Genomic DNA, 20,975 nt, shown 5'->3' on the forward strand with positions numbered 1-20,975 from the left:
CAACCGGGCCTTCCGTTGCTCACGTAGCTTCCAGCTACGCTCCGCTACTCAGTCCCTAGTTTCATCCAACCTTCTCGGTGCTGAAAATCCGATTAAGAAGAGTTCAGCTTTGCTTCTCCGGGAGGATCTTCCGTCCGCGCTTTGAACGTTGGCTTTCAGCAAGGGGCCAACTCTCTGGGGAACAAAAATCGCGGCGTACTGGTTCCCATCATCGAATCATTCCATTATGCAAGTACAATATGTAATTAGTTATATCGTATCGCCTGCCTTGTGTCAACATGATGCTATCGCCCGGGCTCAGCCGTTTGCCTGACGGAGCGCGTTTTTCCCCGTAATGTCCGTTCTCCCCTGCATGTGTACGTTTTCCCCTCCTAAGTTTCTTCGCCGCCTCTTTTATAATGAAAGTGGAAATCAATCGACGCGAAAGGAGCGAGTTAAACCGATGGACACCACGTGGCAAGCAAAATGGATCTGGCATTCCGGCGAGTCCAGCCCCCGCAACGATTGGAGTTGTTTTCGCCAAACGTTTTCGTGGCCGGAAGCCGGACACGGGCGGGCAATTCTCAAGTTGACGGCGGATTCCAGATACGTCCTCTACGTCAACGGACAACGGGTTGGGCAAGGCCCCCCGCGATCCTGGCCGTTTCGACTGGCCTATGACGAATACGACATCGGCCATCTGCTGAGACCGGGACGGACCAACGCCATCGCCATATTAGTCATGCATTTCGGCATCAGCAACTTCTATTACTTGCGGGGACGCGGAGGGCTGCTTGCCCAATTGGAGGTCGGGAGCAGCTATCACGGCCAAGACCAAAACCAGACCTTGACCGGCGCGGACGATGCCGGGCAGGTATTGACGGCTACGGACGAAACGTGGCTAACCGTTACCCATCCGGGTCATGACCGGCGTTCCCCCAGAATGTCTTGCCAGCATGCTTTTGCCGAGAAAATCGACGCCCGGCTGTGGGACGACGCCTGGACCCGGCCGGATTACAAGCCCGGTCCGGTGTGGCGCCCAGCCGCCGTCATCGGCCCGGCGGGATGCGAACCTTGGGGAGTGCCGGTACCGAGGGACATTCCTTATTTAACGGAAGAGCCCGTTTATCCCCGGCACGTCGAACGACTTAACAAGGTCAAGCCTGTTCAATTTACCGCGGCGATCGACCTGCGCAATCAATTTTATGAAGCGAGCACCGATACGGCGAATCCGGCGGAGTTCCTCGGATTCCTGGCTACTGTCATCCGCTGTGAACGGCGCTGCACGGCTACGCTGGCGTTCATCGATGTCGGCGCGACTTTTCGGGGCTGCAGCCTGGACGGGGTTCACTACGATGAGAAGTCGCTGGTAGGGGAAGCCCCCGAACGTTTCCTCCGCCTTGACCTTGTGCCGGGCGACCATTTTTTGCTGATCGACGTGAGCGGAGGCACGCACGGTGGCGGGTATCATTTTGCCGTGGATGCGGAAGAGCCGTTGGAGTTCTTATCGCCCTTCTCGTTCCTTCAGGCCGACAACCTTGCCCAAGCAGACGTTAACTCCGCCTTTGTCACCCTCGGCCCCTTCGACGGCGGTATCCGTTACGATCATCGGCCATCCCCGCCGATGGACGAAGCGCATCCGAATTATTTGCGGGCCAAAGAAATATCCGATTCGGCAGGGCTACTGACGTTTTCGACTTGGCTCCGTCCCGTTCCCGAAGCGCTGGTCAGCCAGGAAGATGTGTTTATCCTGTCCGTTTGGAAGAGGCATGAAACGCCCCAGTCCATTCCAAACAATCTGCAGAACGCGGTGATTCCCGGCCCCGAATTCGCGGAAATTCCATGGTACTCCGATGCGGATACCGAATTTGTGATCGACTTTGGCAAGGAACTGTCGGGCTATTTGCAGTTCGAGGTGGACGCACCGGAAGGAGCAATCCTCGATTTTTACGGATTCGAATTCATGCATGACGGCCGGCGCCAGGATACCTACGGACTGGATCATACGCTTCGTTATATCTGTGCCGGCGGACTTCGCAAGTATACTTCTCCGGTGCGGAGGGGGCTGCGTTACTGCCAGGTTACCGTACGGAACGCGTCATCCCCCGTTCGCATCCGTTATCTGCGAATGCTGCAAAGCAATTATCCCATCGCCGAAATCGGGCAGTTCCGTTCTTCGGATTCGCGCTTGAATGATATCTGGCGGATCAGTCAACATACGACCCGGCTTTGCATGGAGGATACCTTCGTCGATTGTCCGATGTACGAGCAGACCTTTTGGGTTGGCGATGCCCGAAATGAAGCGCTGATCAACTACTATTTGTTTGGGGCCGATCGGATCGTGGAACGGTGTCTTAGATTAGTGCCGGGTTCACGGTTCCAAACCCCGTTTTACGCCAACCAGGTGCCCAGCGGATGGAACAGCGTCATCCCGAACTGGACGTTCTTCTGGGTGATCGCCTGCTTGGAGCTGTATCGCTATAATGGGGATAGAGCCTTTGCGGCGGATATTTTCCCCCATATCGAATACACACTGAAGCATTATTTGGGCCGACTCGACGACCGGGGACTGATGCGGATGCGCAGTTGGAACCTGCTCGATTGGGCTCCGATCGACCAACCGAACGACGGCATCGTTTCGCACCAGAATATGTTTCTCGTGAAAGCGCTGTCGTCCGCTGCCGATATGGCTTCAGCCCTCGGCCATGACGAAGCCGAAGCGTTCTATGCCGATCAGGCAAACCGTTTGGCGGCCGCCATCAATGCGCATTTATGGTCGGAAGAACGCGAGGCCTATCTCGACTCCATTCATGCGGACGGACGGCTCTCTGACATCTTCAGCATCCAAACGCAAGTCGTGGCGCTGTTGTGCGGCATTCCCGAACGGGCCGGGGACGAGACCCCTCCGCATTCGGAACAAGGTTTCGCTGCAGCGGCGGATCAACGCGTTGGCGCCTCTCCCGCCGGTCGGAGGCTCGCTTCCGTGGAAAGCATCATCCGGCATCCACCTCGCTCCTTCGTGCAAATCGGCAGTCCGTTCATGTCCTTCTTTTATTACGAAGCGCTAGCCAAATTGGGCGAATGGGACGTCATGCTCGAAGACATCCGCCATCAATACGGACAAATGATCGATTGGGGGGCCACGACCTGCTGGGAGATGTATCCGCATTTCTCGGAAAACCGGGCGAATCCGAATCTTCTTACCCGGAGCCATTGCCATGCCTGGTCCGCGGGGCCGGCCTATTTCCTGGGCGCTTACGTTCTTGGGGTACGCAGCCTTGAGCCCGGCTGGAGCCGGGTCCTCGTCGCCCCGCAGCCTTGCGGCGGACTGTCCTGGGCCCGCGGCTCGGTTCCCGTTCCGGGCGGCGGTAGGATCGATGTCTCGTGGCGCCTGGAGCCCCCACATCCTGCGGAGGGAACAGCGGGAGACGGGCAAACGCCGCCTGCCTCAACCCGGATGCATCTGCGCATCGTTTCCCCGGAGGCTATCGATATCGAGATTCAGCTCCCGCGTGAGGTTGACGCTGTGACTGAGCATATCCGTCTGGCCTCGTATTCCGGGACGCCGGAGTAAGCGTTACATCCGGGCTGAAGGGTCGAAATTGACCCTGCCCGGGCCAGGCGCCTATAATAAGGGCAACCGCAACGAAGGAGGGATTACGGTTGTCGTTGTTCCGAGGGGAGAAGGTATTGGACGGGACCGCCTTTTTTACGGACGCACTGCCCTTTTTCTTTAACCGGGCCGAGGAGACGTTTGACCTGCAGATGCACAGCCATCGATTCGTGGAGATCGTGCTCGTGGTTGATGGAGAGGGGTTCCATTATATCGACGATGAGGTCGTTCGCGTCGCCAAGCACGATTTGTTCCTGCTCCCCGCCGGGGCAAGACATGTGTTTCGCCCCGTTCACGCGGGTTCGCGCCGACCGCTGATCGTATCCAATTGCTTGTATGAGCAAGTGAAGCTTCGGACCTGTCTGGAATCCTTGCCGGGCTTTCATGAGCTGAGCCGTTCCAGGCCCTTTTTGTTCGGGGAGCATGACACTGAACCGCGGAGGTGGCTTCATTTGAAGGATTGCGGCGGTCAATGGAGCGCTTGGTTTCGAACCGCTAACCGTGAATATACGGAAAGAAACCCCGGCTATGTCATCAAGCTGTACAGCCTGTTCATCGAGCTGGCGGTCATGCTGGAACGCCATTTGGAACGCGGGGAGTCTCATCAAGCCCCTGCGCCGGAAGCTCGGGTCATGGAGGAAGTCGTTCGCCGGATCGATGCGTCCTATCGGACCCCGATAACCGCCCGCAGCTTTGCTGCCGCCAGTCATTTAAGCGAGCGGCATTTCCATCGATTGTTCCGGCGATACGCAGGTTGCACGTTTAACGATTACATCCAAAGGAAAAGAATCGAGACGAGCCGCGAACTGCTGGCAACTACCAGGTTACCCGTTCAGGAGATTATGCGAGCCGTTGGTTATGCGGACAAAAAGCATTTCCTGTCCCTATTTAAGCAGACAACCGGCGTCTCCCCTTCGGAGTATCGTCGGCAAGCCAGCTCAACCGATCGGCTTGATGGAGTCCAATAAAAATAACGCCATTTGACGAACCCTTCCGGGAAGCCAAATGGCGTTTATTGGGTTTGGTTTAATACAGCTCTTGCACTTCTTGCCCTTTCTCGGCGCCGCGTTCGCGGGTCTCCAGCGTATCCCAGCCGTCGCTGCTGAGCAAATCCAGCTGCGCTTCCACCAGCGTACGGAATCGTGCCCGGTAGATGGAAGCCTGCTTCTTGAGCTCTTCCACTTCCATGGCAATTTTGCGTGATTTGGCCAGTGATTCGTTGACGATCCGGTCGGCGTTCTTCTCCGCCTCCTTCACGATCAACTGGGCTTCCTTCTTCGCGTTGTTCTTCACTTCGTCGGCCGCTTCCTGAGCGACGATGATAGTCTTACTGAGCGTTTCTTCGATATTGGCAAAATGATCCAGTTTCTCCTGCAAAGTCAACAGCTGGTTATGTAGCTCCTTGTTCTCCCGGATCACGATCTCATAATCTTTGATCACTTGGTCGAGAAACTCGTTGACTTCATCTTCGTCGTAACCGCGAATACGTCTGGAAAACTCTTTGTTATGTATATCCAGCGGCATTAATGGCATGATCCCCACCTCCTAGAAATTTCGAAACTTCCCTTAAAGCGATGGTTCAAAAGCTTGGACTTATTGAACTCGCACTTCAGCGGGAAGACGTGGTCAATATAATCACGAGATACATTCAGGAAACAGTTCGAACTATCTTATTCGACAAGAATCCGCCATCTCCTGCAAACCGCCTCACACAAATTTACCGATTTTGACACGATGTCTGCCCTTTTTGGTCAAGCCGCCCGCCTCGAGCACTTTAAACCGACCGAAGCCTTGCAGCGCGATCACGTCGCCGGCCTTCAGCGGCGTGGAGGGGTCCTCCTCCGTTCTCCAGTTCACTCTGCAGCGGCCGGCTTTGATCGGAATCAGCACTTTGCTGCGGCTTAAGCGGAACACATCGCTGACGATACCGTCCAGTCGCAAAGAAGCCACCGTTAATTCCAGCGGCTCGAGCTCCTTCTCCATCGTCCTCAGCTCGCTCAGGTTCAACAGTTCGGTAAGGACGCTGACGCGATGCACCTGATGGAGGTTCATCTGCAGGTAGGGGGCGATCTCTTCAGCAACCACCACATGGCACCCGTCCTCGTGGACATGGATGTCGCCGATTTTGTCGCGTTTGAGCCCCACCCCCAATATCGCCCCCAAATAATCGCCGTGCTGTAGGGCGAGAAACTTCGGGTCTCCCGAGAGGATGCCGAGCACTTTCATGCCCATCGGTTCTTGGCTGAGATCCCGGTAATCCGGAGCAATTATCGCCCGGCGCCGTTCCGCGCCTTCATAACCGCCGTCCAGCCGAATCTGCGTATCCGGATGACGATTGGCCAAGGACTCCAGAATATAACACTGCCGCGGATCCAGGAAGTCGCTAAGCTTGACCTCATGGTAATCCCCGGCATTCACTACCCATTCCCAAGCCCGGTCGACAAACGGCCGTTCCTCCGGTTTAAAATGTTCATAAATCTCGGCTTTCATCACTAATACCCGAAGATATAATGCAGAACGCTCATTAATCCGAAGGCTGCCACGCGGAGAACGAACAAGGCAATAATCGGAGAAATGTCGATCATCCCCATGATCGGAGGAATAAACCGCCGAAAGGGAGCCAGATAAGGTTCAACCAGCTTGCCGAGCAGCTCGCCGATAAAGCTCTCTCGGGCGTTAGGCACCCAAGACATCAAAATGTAAACCAGAATCATATAAAAATAAATATTGTATAGCAGCCCTACGATGGAATCGATATAGCCTACCAAGCTGTCATCACCTCATTCTGTTGTAATCGGAATCCTCCGTTAAAATCTCCGTGATGGACCCCTGAATCTCGACGGTATCCGGCGTACACAAAAAAATATTCGCTCCGATTTTGGAAATGCCGCCGCTAAGCGCGTAAATCGTCCCGCTCAAGAAATCGATAATACGCATCGCCTGATCATTGCGAACCCGCTGCAAATTGACCACGACCGAGCGATGGGAACGCAGATGGTCGGCGATTTCCTGCGCTTCGTCATAGGAGCGAGGCTCATAGAGGATCACCTTGACATTCTTCTGGGAGTGAATGCTGACCACGTTGTTTCCTCTCTGATTTTTACGGGATTCAAAGCTTGGGGTTTCAATTTCCGTGTCCTCTTGACCGGAAAACTGTTCGCGCTCCACAATCTCTTCTTCTTCCTGCAAGCCCAGAAAGTTCATGAACCGGTTCATTACTCCCATTACGTCAATTCCCCTTTCCCCACTAAAATCGTCCCAAGGCGCACCCAGGTCGCCCCTTCCTCAATCGCCACTTCAAAATCACCCGACATGCCCATCGACAATTCCGTTAACGGCTCCGTGGTGATCGACAGGGCGTTCAGTTGATCGCGCAACTCGCGCAGCCGGCGGAAGACCGGTCTTGTCCGTTCCGCATCCTCCTCGATGGGGGCCATCGTCATCAGTCCTGCGATTTTAATATGCTTCAAATCAGCGGTTTCCCTTAGAAAATCGGCAGCCGTTTCCGGCGTAATTCCCTGCTTGGATTCCTCACCGGATACGTTCACCTGCAGGAACGCGATAACGCTCGTTCCGAGCGCCGCAGCCCGTTTCTCCAATTCCCGGGCCAGCGACAACCGGTCCAACGAATGAATATATTGGAACTTCCCGATGACGTCCTTGACCTTATTGCTCTGCAGATGGCCGACAAAATGCCAGGTCCCTTGTCCGCCGAGCGCGTTCCATTTGGGGACGGCGATTTGCGGGCGATTCTCGCCAATATGCTCGATGCCTTCCTCCAGGACTTCACGCGTAGCTTCGGTCGACACGTATTTGGTTATGGCGACGACGCGGACCTCCTCGCGGTTCCTTCCACTCCGTTCACAGGCGGCCTCAATCCGCTCTTCCACGTGCTTAATCCGTTCCTTCAGCGACACGGGAAGGATCACCTCTCTTTTATGCCTATCCAGCTTGCCATCCTCCCCGTAACGCCGCTTTGCGCCCGATAGGAGTAAAAATACTCCGGATGGCAGCTTGTACACCATGTTGTACATTCGATATGAGTCGGCAATATTCCTGCTTTAATCATAATGATTCGATTCATTTCTTTCAAGTTCAGCATCGTTTTCCCCGCATTATCCGAAGCGGAAGTATATGTTTGATCCTCCCGAAGGCCTTCACCAGGCGGCAGCGCTGCGCGGACTTTCACCATCACCGCCTCGTCCACCTCGTAACAGCAGCCGCCGATGCTGGGGCCAATTGCGGTACGAATCTCGCTTCGCCGGCTGCCGTACTCCCGCTCCATCGTTCGGATCATTTCCTCGGCAATAAGGCCGACGGTGCCTTTCCAACCGGCATGGGCCAAGCCGACGACGCGGCCTGCGGGATCGGCGAAATAAAGCGGTACGCAATCGGCATAAAACGAAGTCAGCAGCACCCCGGGCTCGTTCGTTACCAGCCCGTCCGTCGCCTGAAAGGCGCTGCTCCGATCCAGGTAGCCCTTGCCGCGATCTCCGGCACGGACCACGGCGACGGCATTGCCGTGAACCTGCTCGCCGCAGGTCCAGGCATCGGGAGCGAAGCCCAGCGCCTCGGCTAACCGGCGCCGGTTCTCCAAGACATGCCGCGGATCGTCGCCGACATGGTAAGCGAGATTCAAGCGACCGTACGGCGGCTCACTGACCCCGCCCGACCTTCCGGTAAACCCAACGCTGATTCCCGAGATCAAACCCGACCATGGGGCCAACTCGAACCGTTCCGGGTGTTGGTCATTAGCATTCCTTACAAACGGTTCCATCATCCATCTCCTTAAGGTTATTAAAAAAACGTCTTTTGATCACGAAGTAGTTCCTAGGTGCCTATTCGACATCGAATCTTGAATTCAGCCGGGCCATCCGCTGCTCACGTAGGCTTACCTACGCTCCGCTGCTCTGTCCCTAGCTTCATCCAACCTTCTCGGTGCTGAAAAGCCGTTTTTTTAATTTCTATTAGATTTTATTGATCACGAAGTAGTTCCTAGGTGCCTATTCGACATCGAATCTTGAATTCAGCCGGGCCATCCGCTGCTCACGTAGGCTTACCTACGCTCCGCTGCTCTGTCCCTAGCTTCATCCAACCTTCTCGGTGCTGAAAAGCCGTTTTTTTAATTTCTATTAGATTTTATTGATCACGAAGTAGTTCCTAGGTGCCTATTCGACATCGAATCTTGAATTTAGCCGGGCCATCCGCTGCTCACGTAGGCTTCCGTAGATTTTTATATAATAGTTCAAGTCTACCACAAATCGGCGAGGCGCCGCTTGCGATTTCTAGCTCCGCCGCTCCGCACGCCCGTCCCGGTCGATATACACGGTAGTATCGTAAGCCGTCTGAGTTCGGGATTCGCGCAATTCCTCCATTTTGACCAAAACGACGTCGGAACCGATCTTCACGATATTTTTCCAGGGGATGATCAAATCGCTGCCTCCGCCGAACAACCCCATGAATTTGGCCCCGACGGGCACGACGATCGCCTCGATGACTCCTTGCCGCAAATCCAGTTCCAGGTCGCTGATATGCCCGAGTCGTTTCCCGTCCACGACATTAATGACGTCCTTCGTCTGGAAATCGGATATCTTCATACTCGCCCTCACTACATTCTCCATGGTTTTACGCCCCCGTTCCGTCTGATTCATTCCGTCCCTTTACTATATGTGCAAAGGATTGCCAGCATGCGCCCTTGGCCACGGGAAAAGAACACTCGAACAACGCGAAAAGGACCTCCCCCAAGATTCTTTGATCCTGGAAATGAAGTCCTTCCGCCCGTTACGTTCTAGTTATCGTATTATTTGCCCAGCGCCCCGGCTGCGGCACTTTCGCCGCCCAGACGTCCGGAGGTGAACGAATAGCCGATGCCTACGCCGTTGCCGACATACGTATCGTTGAACAGCACGCCTTCGGATTCAAGCCCGACCGCGTAAAGCCCTTTTACCGGCACGCGTTTGTCGTTCAGCACTTGGAATTTAGGGTTTACGAGCAAGCCGCCAACCGAGCCCAGGTTATTGATTTCGGCAATAATCGCGTAATAGGGGCCATCGCCCATCGGCAGCAAATAATCTTTGGTTTTACCAAACTCTGTATCTACGCCCGTTTCCGTCGCTTGCGTATATTTGTTGAATGCGTCCTTAAACACCTCTGCGTCCATTCCGGCGTTTTTGGCCAATTCCTCGATCGTATTGCCTTTGTACCCGTCCCCGTTCTCCACCATCGAGTCAAACACGGATACGACGTTCTTCCATGGGGTATCCAGCTTGAACTGATCGGTGAAATCCGCGTAAAATTCCGGAGGAAGTCCGGGCAGCCCCGGCGCCTTAATGCCGTTCATGCCTTTCGCTTCCAAAGCCTTCAATTGCGATTGCGATACGATCACCAGATGGTAAGGACCGTTAAACGCACTCGTATTCGCTGCCGCAACCGCCGTCAAGGTCGCCGTCTCATCTCTGAACCGCGCTCCCGAAGGACCCACGTTCATCAAGGTCGGCAGGTAGCTCAGCATCATAGGGTAGCTCGCTTCAAAGGACGAATATTGCTTCTTCAGATTGCTTGTCCCTCTCGCCAATGTCTGATGCAGCATTTGTCCGCCGAAGTTGTCCGGCACCTTTGCGCCAACAGCCCAGGACATTTCCAGCCCTTCGCCAATGTTTTGCGCGAGTCCGCCGTTAACGCCCTCAAATCCAAACGCTTCCTTCACCATTTCCTTGTTGCCGGCATATCCGCCTGTAGCCATCACGACGCTTTTCGCGCTGATTTCCAGCGTTGTACCGTCCGCCTTTTCCGCTACGACGCCGGTCACAGCTCCTTCCGCGTCGGTCATCAACTTCTTCGCGGTCGTTTCGGTGATGACCTTGCCGCCGTTCTTCTCTACGGAAGCCGCCAGCATGGTGCGGAGCGTTTGTTCACGGGTGTTATAAGACGGCAGCACATGCAGTTGTTCTCCGCCGAAATTCATGAAGGTCGTAACGTACCCTTTGCTCTTCAGCCAATCGTAGGTATCTCCGGATTTCGTGACGTATTGGCGGATTGCCGCCGCATCCACTCTCCAGTGATTATTTACGATCCAATTGGAAATCTCCTGTTCCACGTTCACCTTTAATCCGCTGGCGACCGCGGCGGAGGAATTATAGAATTTGCCGGCCCAGGACAGGTTGCTGGCGCCCCCGATCACGCCGGTTTTCTCGATGATCACGACTTTAGCGCCTTTATCCGCTGCCGTCACTGCCGCCGATACGCCGGAAGCGCCTGCGCCGACGACAACGACGTCCGCTTGGAGCTTCTCCGTTTTCCCTGCGCCGGGCTTCTTGACGCTAACCGACTTCAAGGCATTGACATCGCCGCCCGCTTTCTTTACGGCGTCCTCCACCGCTTTCAGCATGGCATCACTCGACAAGCTCGCGCCGCTCACGGCGTCGATAGCCAGCGATTGATTGGCGAGGATTTGCTCCTTGATTTTGTTCAGCGCGGCATCCCCCAATCCTTCGGTTTCCGTTTGGCTGACGATCTTGATATCTTTGATCCGATCCGCTTGCTCCATCGTCACTTGCACTTTGATGACGCCGTCTTTGCCTTCGGCTTCTCCGGTATACGTCCCCGCCTTAAACTCCGAAGCCTGCGCTGTCGAAGGGCTGGCATGAAACAGTTTCCCGGAATGCCACCCCCAGCCGAACATCGACGCAATCAAAACGATGCAGATGGATAACATGAGCATTTTGTTACGTTTGCTGCGCATTTCTCTTCTCCCCTTACTTCATGCATATTGAAGCCTTTTTTGTGATTGTTTTCACATATCATGTAACATGGCTTCCGAATCAAGCATAAACCTTAGTGCGGCACCAAGGTCAATAGGCTTCCTCTATGGGGATATGCATTTCCAGGAAAGAACGTTTCACTCCTTCATGATTTTCGGTCAGTATCAACCGGCCGGTCACCGCGCCGTTAATCGCGTAGTGGTGCTCGTCCACGTAAGTGAGCATAAACCGGAAGGACTCTTTGGAAAAATGCTCGCTCTGGGGCGACAGGATCACGGAAGACACACAGCGGGATGGCGGGATGTACTCCAGATGCCCGTCCAATGCGATTCCGAGCTGACGCGCCTCGTCTTCGGAGATCGACAAGCCCCAGTTGTAATTCAAAAGGGCTTCCTCCGATTCGATGGAGTCCCGCTCGATGCGGAAGCAATAATACGAATAGGGCAGCATTTCCATCAAGGCATTAATAGTGCCTTCCAAGCCTTTTGTGTCGAGTAGGTCGTTTTTGTCCGTTTGCTTTATACGGTAGAGGCCCGGCCTGTCCACAAGCTCACACCGGTAAAGCCGACTCTCCAGACGCTGCACTTCCCGGCTCAGCTCCTCCAGTTTATGGAGCAGCATCATGCTTTTGCGAATCTCTTCCTCCAGCTCCTGCTTGCTGGCCTCCATTTTTTCGAGGATGTCGCCAAGCGAGGCATTTTGAATCAAGCCGGCCACGTCCTGCAGCGGAATCTGCAAACTTCGATACCACCGACTCATCAACAGGTTCCTGGCGTCCAGGTCGTTGAAATAACGGTAGCTGTTGTGGCGGTCCTTAACCGGCTTGACGATGTCGTGCTTTTCGTACAGACGGAGCGTGTCCCTAGTGATGCCGAGCCGCGAGGAAAACTCGCCAATGCAATACTTCATGCTTCTTCCCTCCTCGCATAACTCGCGTCGCAAGCCTATTGCACCATCTTTTATGATACAAAAGGAGGAAGCGATGAAGATATGGAAATGTTCACAACAAAAAAGGTCCCCGCAGGGACCGAACTTACGACTTCACATGCTTCTGCATTTGTAAAATGGCGGATTTCTCAAGCCTGGATACTTGTGCCTGGGAGATCCCGATTTCGTCGGCAACCTCCATTTGCGTTTTTCCTTCGAAGAAACGCATGGACAAGATCATCTTCTCGCGGCGGCCCAACCGTTGCATCGCTTCGCGCAAAGCGATTTCCTCGATCCAGGATACGTCCTTGTTCTTGTCGTCGCTGATTTGGTCCATCACATAGATGGGATCGCCGCCGTCATGGTAAATCGGTTCGAACAAAGAGACCGGATCCTGGATGGCGTCAAGGGCAAAGACGACGTCCTCCTTCGGCAAGCCCAATGCCTCGGAAATTTCGAAAATCGTGGGTTCGCGTGAGTTCTTGTTGGTCAGGTTGTCCCGCATTTGCAGCGCTTTGTAGGCAATATCGCGCAAACTGCGGGAGACGCGGATCGGGTTGTTGTCCCGCAGGTAACGCCGGATTTCCCCGATAATCATCGGTACGGCGTAAGTGGAGAATTTGACGTTCTGCGATAAATCGAAATTATCGATGGCTTTCATGAGTCCGATGCAGCCAACCTGGAACAGGTCGTCCACATACTCCCCCCGATTGTTGAATCGCTGGATGACGCTCAGCACGAGTCTCAGATTGCCATTTACTAACTTTTCTCTGGCTGATCTTACGTGGTCCTGCTGCAACGAGTGGAATAATTCACGCATTTCCGCATTGGTTAGAACGGGCAATTTTGCGGTATCGACACCGCAAATTTCGACTTTGTTTCGGGTCATCGTGTCTAAACCTCCCAAGGAGAAACTAATGAACAGTATCTCCCGGGACTGCATTTTTATTCCGCAGCCCTCTTTCCATGACGAAGCAAAATCACGAAGCCGATTCGACCCTGACTGTTTGAGTATCGCGCTTAGACCATCTTGTTAAATTCCTTACGCAGCCGTTTAATGATGCGTTTCTCCAGGCGCGAGATGTACGATTGCGAAATCCCGAGCAGGTCGGCCACATCCTTTTGCGTCTTCTCGTCGCCGTCAACCAGCCCGAACCGCAGCTCCATGATCATGCGTTCCCGTTCGGTCAATTTGTCGAGCGCTTTGTGCAGCAGCTTGCGGTCCACCTGCTCCTCGATGTTTCGGTAAATCGTATCGTTCTCCGTACCGAGTACGTCGGACAGCAGGAGCTCGTTGCCGTCCCAATCGATGTTGAGCGGCTCATCGAAGCTTACCTCGGTGCGGATTTTGCTGTTGCGGCGCAAATACATCAGAATTTCGTTTTCGATACAGCGGGAAGCATAGGTGGCCAGCTTGATTTTCTTCTCCGGGTCGAAGGTGTTCACCGCCTTGATCAGGCCGATCGCGCCGATCGATACCAGGTCCTCGATGTTGATTCCGGTATTTTCAAACTTTCGGGCGATATACACGACGAGCCGCAGATTGCGCTCGATCAGCATGGCCCGGATCGCCGCGTCGCCGCTGGGCAGCCGCTGCAGCAAGTATTCTTCCTCTTCGCGCGTCAAGGGAGGGGGCAGCGCTTCGCTCCCGCCGATATAGTAGATTTCCTCGCTTTTCAGCCCAAAAAGAAACAGCAGCCGGTAATACTGCAGCTGCAGCATCATTTTCCACTTTACATGCATGGTTTCGTATCCTCCTAAGTTACGTTCCCGTTTTACTGATGGGGTCCGTGCCTTCCTTCGCCTCCGCCGTCTCAACCAGCGCGGGATGAATGATCGCCCGGTAGGCCCCTTCCGTCGATAATCGCCCCCCATCCAAGCCGATCAACAACCGGGTCGAACGATGTTCCCGTCCCTCCAGACGCACCGTCACCTCGTCGGGCTTAAGCGCCAGCATAAACTGCGTACCCTTGTTGATCCCCCGGTAGGGAACGAGCCGCAGCCGCTCCGGCCAAGGAAAATCTCCCGCTTCCGTCAGCTCCAGGATGAGGTTGTCCGCACGCTCGTCAGCCAGCTTCCCTCGATACGCCGGGGGGAGAACCCGCTCCCAAAGCGAAGCCTCCATGATCGTCACCGGCAGTCGACTGAGCGGGTCGGATAACTGATTGCCCGTGTCGATCAGTCCCGTACAGGTGATCGCCATATCTCCGACGCGCACCTCCAACTCGGCCAGAAAGGAGTGAATCCGCTCCTGCCGCTGCCGTGCGTCAAGCACCCGCTTGAACCCATACAAGACGGCAAAAAAACAAACCAGGATAAACAAAGCTCCGATTTTGAGCGAAAACGAAAGCCCGCCGGATGCCGAATACCATATCCCGCTCCAGATTTCTCCGGAGTCCTGCAGCAAGTAATGCACACCCAGAATCCCGCCGGCCGCCGCAAAATTAACAATATAAAAAGCTCCCATATTCCGTAAGTAGTTTTGCAAACTTCCAAATCCGAACGCGATCCATAACATCGCGACAGAGAATAGAAACTTCACCAGAAACGTATACAGAAACGAGAGCTCCGGCAAAAACATCATGACGACGTACATCGCCCCGACCACCGCCGACAGAGCCAGCCGCCAGAGGATGATTTTTTGCTTCCGCATCCATGCCGTGACCAGGAGCAAGCTTGCATCGATCAATAGGTTCATTGCGAATAGAAGATCGATATAGACAACCAACGGCATTCACCTGCCTGGGTAGATGGTTATCAGTATAAAGAGAACAAACTATAAAGTCTGTCTAAAATTGAAAGCAGAATGCCACTATTTTTGTCGACATAGCCGAAGAGTCAAGCGTTCTTTGAAAAAAAGAAAAAAGACCTTGTCCTATACTCAGGACAAGGTCTTGGGGAAGACGTTGAAAGCTTATAAACTATTCGTTGTTGTTCCGCGAACGGTTGCGGAGAAACGTCGGAATATCCAGCTGGTCGCCGCCAGTTTGGTTGCCAAACGGTCTCAGCGTGGAAGCCGAACGGGACTCCTGCGGCTCCGGCGCGCCGGGAGCGGACGCCGCCGGCTTGCGGTTAGGCAACGGCTTGTTCTCGAAGCCCGTCGCGATCACCGTCACTTTGATCTCTTCCTTCATGTTCTCGTCGATAATCGCGCCGAAGATCATGTTCACTTCCGGATCGGAAGCGGAAATAACGATTTCGGCGGCTTCATTCACTTCATACAAGGACAGATTGGCCCCGCCGGTGATGTTCATGATTACACCGCGCGCGCCTTCGATCGAAGTCTCGAGCAACGGACTCATGATTGCTTTGCGTGCCGCTTCGGCCGCCCGGTTCTCACCGGTCGCCAGACCGATGCCCATCAGGGCGGATCCGCGTTCGGTCATGATCGTCTTCACGTCGGCAAAATCGAGGTTGATCAGACCCGGTACGGCGATCAAGTCGGAAATGCCTTGCACAGCCTGACGCAATACGTTGTCCGCCTCGCGGAACGCTTCCAGCATCGGCGTCTTCTTGTCAACGATCTCAAGCAAGCGGTCGTTCGGAATCACGATGAGCGTGTCAACCTTTTCCTTCAAGGCTTCGATGCCCAGCTCCGCTTGGGAAGAACGCTTACGCCCTTCAAACGTAAACGGACGGGTCACGACGCCAACCGTTAGCGCCCCGCATTCTCTGGCGATTTCGGCGATGACCGGCGCCGCGCCGGTCCCGGTGCCGCCGCCCATGCCGGCGGTTACGAACACCATGTCCGCGCCTTTCAGCGTATTGGCGATCAAATCGCGGGATTCCTCCGCCGCTTTCTTGCCGACCTCCGGATTGGCTCCGGCGCCCAGGCCGCGGGTCAGCTTGTCGCCGATTTGCAATTTATGCTCGGACTTGGCCAAATGCAGCGCTTGAGCGTCCGTGTTGACCGTAATAAACTCCACGCCCTGCACGCCGTTTTCGATCATCCGGTTTACGGCGTTGCTTCCGCCGCCGCCAACTCCGATAACCTTGATTTGTGCCAAGCTCTCCATTTCGAAATCAAATTCCAACATACTCTTCCATCTCCCCCTCAATATGCATGGATGGCCCGTGCATCATTCCTATACCCCTATATAAATTCGCTAAACAGGTTTTTGAGTCGTTCCATCAAGCCGGTTTTCCGAACGGTTTCCTGCGGTCCCGGAGCTTTGCTCCGGTTCGCGCTTTTCTTGGGACTTGAACCGCTGCGGACGCGCATATTCTTGATCACCTTATGCAAAATCCCTACCCCGCCGGTATAAGCGGGATCTCGAACGCCGATGAAATCGGGCACGGCGATCCGTACGGACGCTTCGAGTTCCTGCTGGGCAATCTTGAGCAACCCCGGCATGGACACGGTTCCACCAATGAGGATATAGCCCCCCGGCTGTTCGCTGTAGCCAAGACGTTTCACTTCCTGGCGAATCAGCTGAAAGATCTCCTGTACGCGAGGCTCCGCAATGGCAGCCAGATCCTCCTGCGTAAATTCCTTGTCCACATTGCTTCCGATTCGCGTCACCTTGAAGGTCACGTCCGGTGCCGCGTCCTCGATCGCAGCGCAGCCGTATTTCAGCTTCGCTTTCTCCGCGTGGTCCGTCAACGTCCGAAGACCGTAAGCAATGTCGTTCGTTATAAATTCTCCTCCAATCGGAAGCGTGGATGTCGCTACGATCGTGCCGCTTTCGAATACAGCGATCGTCGTGGAACCCGCGCCGATGTCTACCAGGACGGATCCCATCGTTTTTTCGTCTTTGGACAACGCCAGTTGTCCGGAGGCTAACGACAGTAACACCAAATCCCGAACCTTGAGTCCGGCCTTCTCCACGCAGCGGAGCAAGTTATGAATCGCCGTCTTGGCACCGGTAACGATCGTCGCTTCAACCTCGAGACGAACGCCGATCATGCCCCGCGGGTCCGAAATGCCTTCCAGCCCGTCCACGATATACTGCTTGGCCACCACATCGATAATCTCGCGTTCCGGCGGCAGCGCAATCACCTCGGCCGCCTTAAGGACGCGTTCGATGTCCTCTTCGCCGATTTCCCGGTCTTCGTTTTGTACGGCTACAACCCCGTGGCTCGTTTGGAGTCCGATATGATTTCCCGAAATGCCGACATACACTTCCGATATTTGAATGTCTACCATCCGTTCCGCATGATCCACAGCGCTGCGAATCGACTGCACCGTCTGGTCAATATCTACAATCGCGCCTTTGCGAATTCCTTCCGAGTCGGCAGATCCAACCCCAATAATATTAAAGGTTCCATTATTAATTTCCCCAATAATAGCACGAACTTTGGATGTACCGATGTCCAAACTAACAATGATGTCATTGTTGCTCAAGCCCCTGGCACCTCCTATTTCCCCATCAAAATATACTTGCCGTGTTAGATGCACTATCTACTAATTCAACGCCATTTAACCTTTCCCTCTTTTTTCTACAAATTTTTTGACTTCCAAGTTTTACATCCAATCGGCAGGAAGTACATGACCTTCCGGAATAAGATCCTGGCCAGATCTGCAAAATTAGAAGAAAAAAGAGGGAGAACGCCAACTAGCCCATAAAATGTATTTTAACATTGTTTTTCACTCATGAGTAGTATCATTTTGTCCATCGTCTTCGTTCTCTGCCGAGGAGTACGGAACATAAGAATCGGCATCCAGCAGCGTCAGCTTCCCGGGGTCCTGCGTTTGCAGAATTTCGTTCATGTATTCCGCTTTTTTGGCCAGCAGCGAGATGGCCGAGATGATTTCGAATTTGGACCGGGTATAGAGCTTGATCCGGTCCGGATAGGACAATGTCGGCGACGGCACGATCTCGGAGATGTCCGCGGTGAGCTCGTCCGGAATTTGCGACAGCGTTCGGCATAGTTTAACCAAGCTGGCGTCATCTGCTTTCCAACCGGTCAAAATCGGCTTGTCCACCGGCATCAACCCGTCCTTGAGCTCGATTCGCGTTCCGTTGGCGAGCAAACCTTGCAGTTCCCCGTTCCCCGTCAACTCGTAAGCGGCGATCGAATATTCCTCGATCCGGATCGTCACGCTGCCGGGAAAGGTCTTGTCCACCGTAGCTTGCTTCACCGAAGGAACGTCCTCCAGCTTGCGGGCGATATGATCCGCGCTGACGGCAAAAAACGGGGAACCGACTTGAAGACCGGCGACATTCAGGAGCTCCGATTCGGTCGTATACGTATTGCCTTCAAACGTGATCGCGGAAATTTTGCTAAGGGGTGAACGAAAAAACAGGACGCACAGCAACGCGAGGAACAGCAAGATGAGAATGGCTTTGATTTTCCGGCCGCTTTTCTTCTTGGGCGCGGGTTCTTTTAGGACGGGTACATTTGCTTTTGGCATGTCATTTCTCCGCAACTTTCTGAATAAGTATTACAAAGCCTATTATCCCCTCCGGGGGAGGGGACAAAAGTTTTGGGCCTCGAACCAAGAAAGATTCGCGTAGCAGCACGCCTCCCGGCCTTTAGGCCAGATCCAACTGCCGCAGGGCGGGAGTTTCGCGGCGCACCGCGCCCCCCAGACGCTGAAACATGTTCTCGATCCGATCATAACCGCGGTCGATATGATGAACCTGCTCGACGACCGTTTGCCCTTGCGCTGCCAATCCGGCGATGACCAGCGCCGCCCCTGCACGCAGGTCGGTCGCTTCCACGGTCGCGCCGTAAAGCCGGGGAACACCGCGAATAAACGCGGAATTCAAGTCCACCGTAATATCGGCTCCCATGCGGACAAGCTCGTCGACATGCTTGAATCTTCCTTCGAATACGGTCTCTTTCATCACGCTAAGTCCGTCCGCCAGCGATAACAGCACCATGACTTGGGACTGCAAATCGGTAGGGAACGACGGGTAAGGCGAGGTCACGATTCGATCCACCGCTTTGGGACGGCCGGCGCTACTCAACGTTATTATATCATCCGTGACTCCGATTTGAACACCGGCCCGCTTCAGCACATGCAGCAGCGATACCAGATGCGAAGGATTGCAGCGGTTAAGGGTGACGCTGCCGCGGGTTGCGGCGACGGCGATCAGCGCGGTTCCCGCAACGATGCGGTCCGGGATGATCTCGTAGTCGCAGGGAGAGAGGCGGTCCACTCCCTTGATCGTAATCGTGTCGGTCCCGGCTCCGATAATGCTTGCGCCCATGGTATTCAAAAAGTTTTGCAGGTCCTGGATCTCCGGCTCCCGGGCCGCGTTGGTAATAACGGTGGTTCCTTCGGCTAGCGCCGCAGCCATCATGATGTTTTCGGTCGCGCCTACGCTGGGGAAATCAAGATGGATGTCGGTGCCGACCAGCTTGCCGGCCCTGCACCAAATTTGCTGATCGTACTCCTCAATCTTCGCTCCCAAAGCTTCAAGTCCCTTTAAATGCAGATCGATCTTCCGCTCCCCGATCGCACAGCCGCCCGGCTGATAAATGCAAACTTCCCCGAAACGGGCAAGCAGCGGCCCCATCAAAAAAATGGAGGAACGCATCTGTTTCATCAAATCTTCCGGCACGTGGCTGGAATCCGCCCCCGACGTATCGACGGTTACCGTATCTCCCAAATGGACGGCTCTGCAGCCCAGTCGGCCGAGAATGCCTAACATGACATCAATATCGAGCAGGCGGGGGACATTTCGAAGTTGCACTTTGCCTTCCGCCAGCAGCGATGCGGCCAGGATTGGCAGTGCGGCATTTTTCGCTCCATGGATACGAATGGTTCCGGATAGGGGTTTCCCGCCTTCGATCACCAATTTGTCCAATGTATCACCTCCGAGTTTACCGTTCACCCACGAAGAAGACCTCCGGCACCAGCGCTACGCCGAACTTGCCTTGGACGGCGGCCTTAACTTTCTCCATGAGCGCTAGAACGTCCTCTGCTGTCGCTTGCCCGGTATTGACGATGAAATTGGCGTGCAGCACGGATACTTCGGCACCGCCGACCTTCGTCCCTTTAAGTCCCGCCGCTTCGATCAGCCTGGCGGCATGATCCCCGGGCGGATTGCGAAATACGCTGCCGGCGCAAGGCTGCGTCAGCGGCTGCGTTTTGCGGCGCCGGTCCTTGTACGCCGCCATGGCCGCCGCGACTTCCAGCCGGTCGCCCGCGGCAAGCGAAAAGCATGCCTGTGCCACGATCCCTCGCTGTTCATGCAGGACGGAATGCCGGTAGGCAAACTTCATATCCTCCGCTGTGTATGTGACCAATTCACCTGTCTCCAGAACAATGTCAGCGGATTTGAATATACGTGACATTTCGGACCCGTGGGCACCGGCATTCATGTAGACGGCGCCGCCCACCGTCCCCGGGATCCCCCCGGCAAATTCCAGCCCGGTCAATCCCGCTTTGCCCGCCATAATGCTGAGTCTGACGATCGATGCGCCTCCTCCGGCACAGACCTCCGTGCCACCTGACGCAATCCGTTCCAGCTCACCGCCCAGCCGAATGACGCAGCCCCGGATGCCCTTGTCGGAAACCAGCAAATTGGAGCCTTTTCCGATTGTCATCCACGGTATCCCCTCGGCCTGCAGCAGTCGCATCAGCTCCGCAAGTTGCCGTGAAGTTTTCGGAACGACTATCGCGTCCGCCGGACCGCCGATTTTCCAGGTCGTATACTTGGACATCGGCTCATCCGGCAAGACCTCCAAGGCCTCCAGCCTGTTCAAATGTGATATCCACTGCTGCATCGGTTAACCCTCCTTGA

Annotated in this window: 19 protein-coding genes; 2 read left to right on the forward strand and 17 right to left on the reverse strand. The window is 54.8% G+C overall.

The features are described from left to right. The first annotated feature begins 442 nt into the window (after window positions 1-442). Together ACZF99_RS16480 and ACZF99_RS16485 are read left to right on the forward strand one after the other, a co-directional pair. Window positions 443-3,553 carry a family 78 glycoside hydrolase catalytic domain gene (locus ACZF99_RS16480; RefSeq protein WP_483606158.1) on the forward strand — a complete coding sequence of 1,037 codons (3,111 nt, stop codon included), beginning with the start codon at window positions 443-445 and terminating at the stop codon, window positions 3,551-3,553. An 89-nt stretch (window positions 3,554-3,642) separates the two neighbouring features. Further along, window positions 3,643-4,560 (forward strand): helix-turn-helix domain-containing protein, encoded by a 918-nt coding sequence (locus ACZF99_RS16485; RefSeq protein WP_483606159.1) that lies wholly within the window; start codon window positions 3,643-3,645, stop codon window positions 4,558-4,560. A gap of 58 nt (window positions 4,561-4,618) precedes the next feature. Here ACZF99_RS16485 and ACZF99_RS16490 read toward each other — a convergent pair whose 3' ends face one another. The 17 genes from ACZF99_RS16490 to murB form a co-directional block, all read right to left on the reverse strand. Then, complete coding sequence (locus ACZF99_RS16490; protein WP_483606160.1) at window positions 4,619-5,125, reverse strand: DivIVA domain-containing protein; 507 nt, start codon at window positions 5,123-5,125, stop codon at window positions 4,619-4,621. 174 nt (window positions 5,126-5,299) lie between these two features. After that, complete coding sequence (locus ACZF99_RS16495) at window positions 5,300-6,082, reverse strand: YlmH family RNA-binding protein (protein WP_483606161.1); 783 nt, start codon at window positions 6,080-6,082, stop codon at window positions 5,300-5,302. Between the two features lie 2 nt (window positions 6,083-6,084). After that, the gene (locus ACZF99_RS16500; RefSeq protein ID WP_483612791.1) at window positions 6,085-6,306 is read right to left on the reverse strand and encodes a YggT family protein; all 222 of its coding nucleotides are present in this window, start codon (window positions 6,304-6,306) and stop codon (window positions 6,085-6,087) included. A 61-nt stretch (window positions 6,307-6,367) separates the two neighbouring features. Next, entirely contained in the window at window positions 6,368-6,817 is a 450-nt protein-coding gene (locus ACZF99_RS16505) for a cell division protein SepF (RefSeq protein ID WP_483606162.1), read from the reverse strand. Next, window positions 6,817-7,509, reverse strand: a complete 693-nt coding sequence (locus ACZF99_RS16510) for a YggS family pyridoxal phosphate-dependent enzyme (protein WP_483612793.1) — start codon at window positions 7,507-7,509, stop codon at window positions 6,817-6,819. Before ACZF99_RS16510 ends, ACZF99_RS16505 begins: the two co-directional genes overlap by 1 nt. Before the next feature lie 8 nt (window positions 7,510-7,517). Beyond that, a complete protein-coding gene (pgeF, locus tag ACZF99_RS16515) occupies window positions 7,518-8,369 on the reverse strand; it encodes a peptidoglycan editing factor PgeF (protein ID WP_483606163.1) in 852 nt (283 codons plus the stop codon). 508 nt (window positions 8,370-8,877) lie between these two features. Next, complete coding sequence (locus ACZF99_RS16520; RefSeq protein WP_483606164.1) at window positions 8,878-9,213, reverse strand: YlmC/YmxH family sporulation protein; 336 nt, start codon at window positions 9,211-9,213, stop codon at window positions 8,878-8,880. 179 nt (window positions 9,214-9,392) lie between these two features. Further along, the gene (locus ACZF99_RS16525) at window positions 9,393-11,333 is read right to left on the reverse strand and encodes an FAD-dependent oxidoreductase (protein WP_483606165.1); all 1,941 of its coding nucleotides are present in this window, start codon (window positions 11,331-11,333) and stop codon (window positions 9,393-9,395) included. Window positions 11,334-11,442: 109 nt separating this feature from the next. Further along, complete coding sequence (locus ACZF99_RS16530) at window positions 11,443-12,261, reverse strand: MerR family transcriptional regulator (RefSeq protein WP_483606166.1); 819 nt, start codon at window positions 12,259-12,261, stop codon at window positions 11,443-11,445. Between the two features lie 124 nt (window positions 12,262-12,385). Beyond that, a complete protein-coding gene (gene sigG, locus ACZF99_RS16535) occupies window positions 12,386-13,168 on the reverse strand; it encodes an RNA polymerase sporulation sigma factor SigG (protein WP_483606167.1) in 783 nt (260 codons plus the stop codon). Between the two features lie 131 nt (window positions 13,169-13,299). Beyond that, the gene (gene sigE, locus ACZF99_RS16540) at window positions 13,300-14,022 is read right to left on the reverse strand and encodes an RNA polymerase sporulation sigma factor SigE (protein ID WP_240269037.1); all 723 of its coding nucleotides are present in this window, start codon (window positions 14,020-14,022) and stop codon (window positions 13,300-13,302) included. A gap of 19 nt (window positions 14,023-14,041) precedes the next feature. After that, window positions 14,042-14,977: a sigma-E processing peptidase SpoIIGA gene (spoIIGA, locus tag ACZF99_RS16545; RefSeq protein ID WP_483606168.1), complete on the reverse strand. Its 936-nt coding sequence runs from the start codon at window positions 14,975-14,977 to the stop codon at window positions 14,042-14,044. 223 nt (window positions 14,978-15,200) lie between these two features. Further along, window positions 15,201-16,316 (reverse strand): cell division protein FtsZ, encoded by a 1,116-nt coding sequence (gene ftsZ / locus ACZF99_RS16550; protein ID WP_483606169.1) that lies wholly within the window; start codon window positions 16,314-16,316, stop codon window positions 15,201-15,203. Window positions 16,317-16,372: 56 nt separating this feature from the next. After that, the gene (gene ftsA / locus ACZF99_RS16555; protein WP_483606170.1) at window positions 16,373-17,623 is read right to left on the reverse strand and encodes a cell division protein FtsA; all 1,251 of its coding nucleotides are present in this window, start codon (window positions 17,621-17,623) and stop codon (window positions 16,373-16,375) included. Window positions 17,624-17,866: 243 nt separating this feature from the next. Then, a complete protein-coding gene (locus tag ACZF99_RS16560; RefSeq protein WP_483606171.1) occupies window positions 17,867-18,634 on the reverse strand; it encodes a cell division protein FtsQ/DivIB in 768 nt (255 codons plus the stop codon). Window positions 18,635-18,755: 121 nt separating this feature from the next. Then, complete coding sequence (gene murA / locus ACZF99_RS16565) at window positions 18,756-20,036, reverse strand: UDP-N-acetylglucosamine 1-carboxyvinyltransferase (RefSeq protein ID WP_483606172.1); 1,281 nt, start codon at window positions 20,034-20,036, stop codon at window positions 18,756-18,758. A gap of 16 nt (window positions 20,037-20,052) precedes the next feature. After that, window positions 20,053-20,958 carry a UDP-N-acetylmuramate dehydrogenase gene (murB, locus tag ACZF99_RS16570; protein WP_483606173.1) on the reverse strand — a complete coding sequence of 302 codons (906 nt, stop codon included), beginning with the start codon at window positions 20,956-20,958 and terminating at the stop codon, window positions 20,053-20,055. Window positions 20,959-20,975 lie beyond the last annotated feature (17 nt).

The sequence above is a fragment of the Paenibacillus sp. JL3B1040 genome (genome assembly GCF_057063165.1).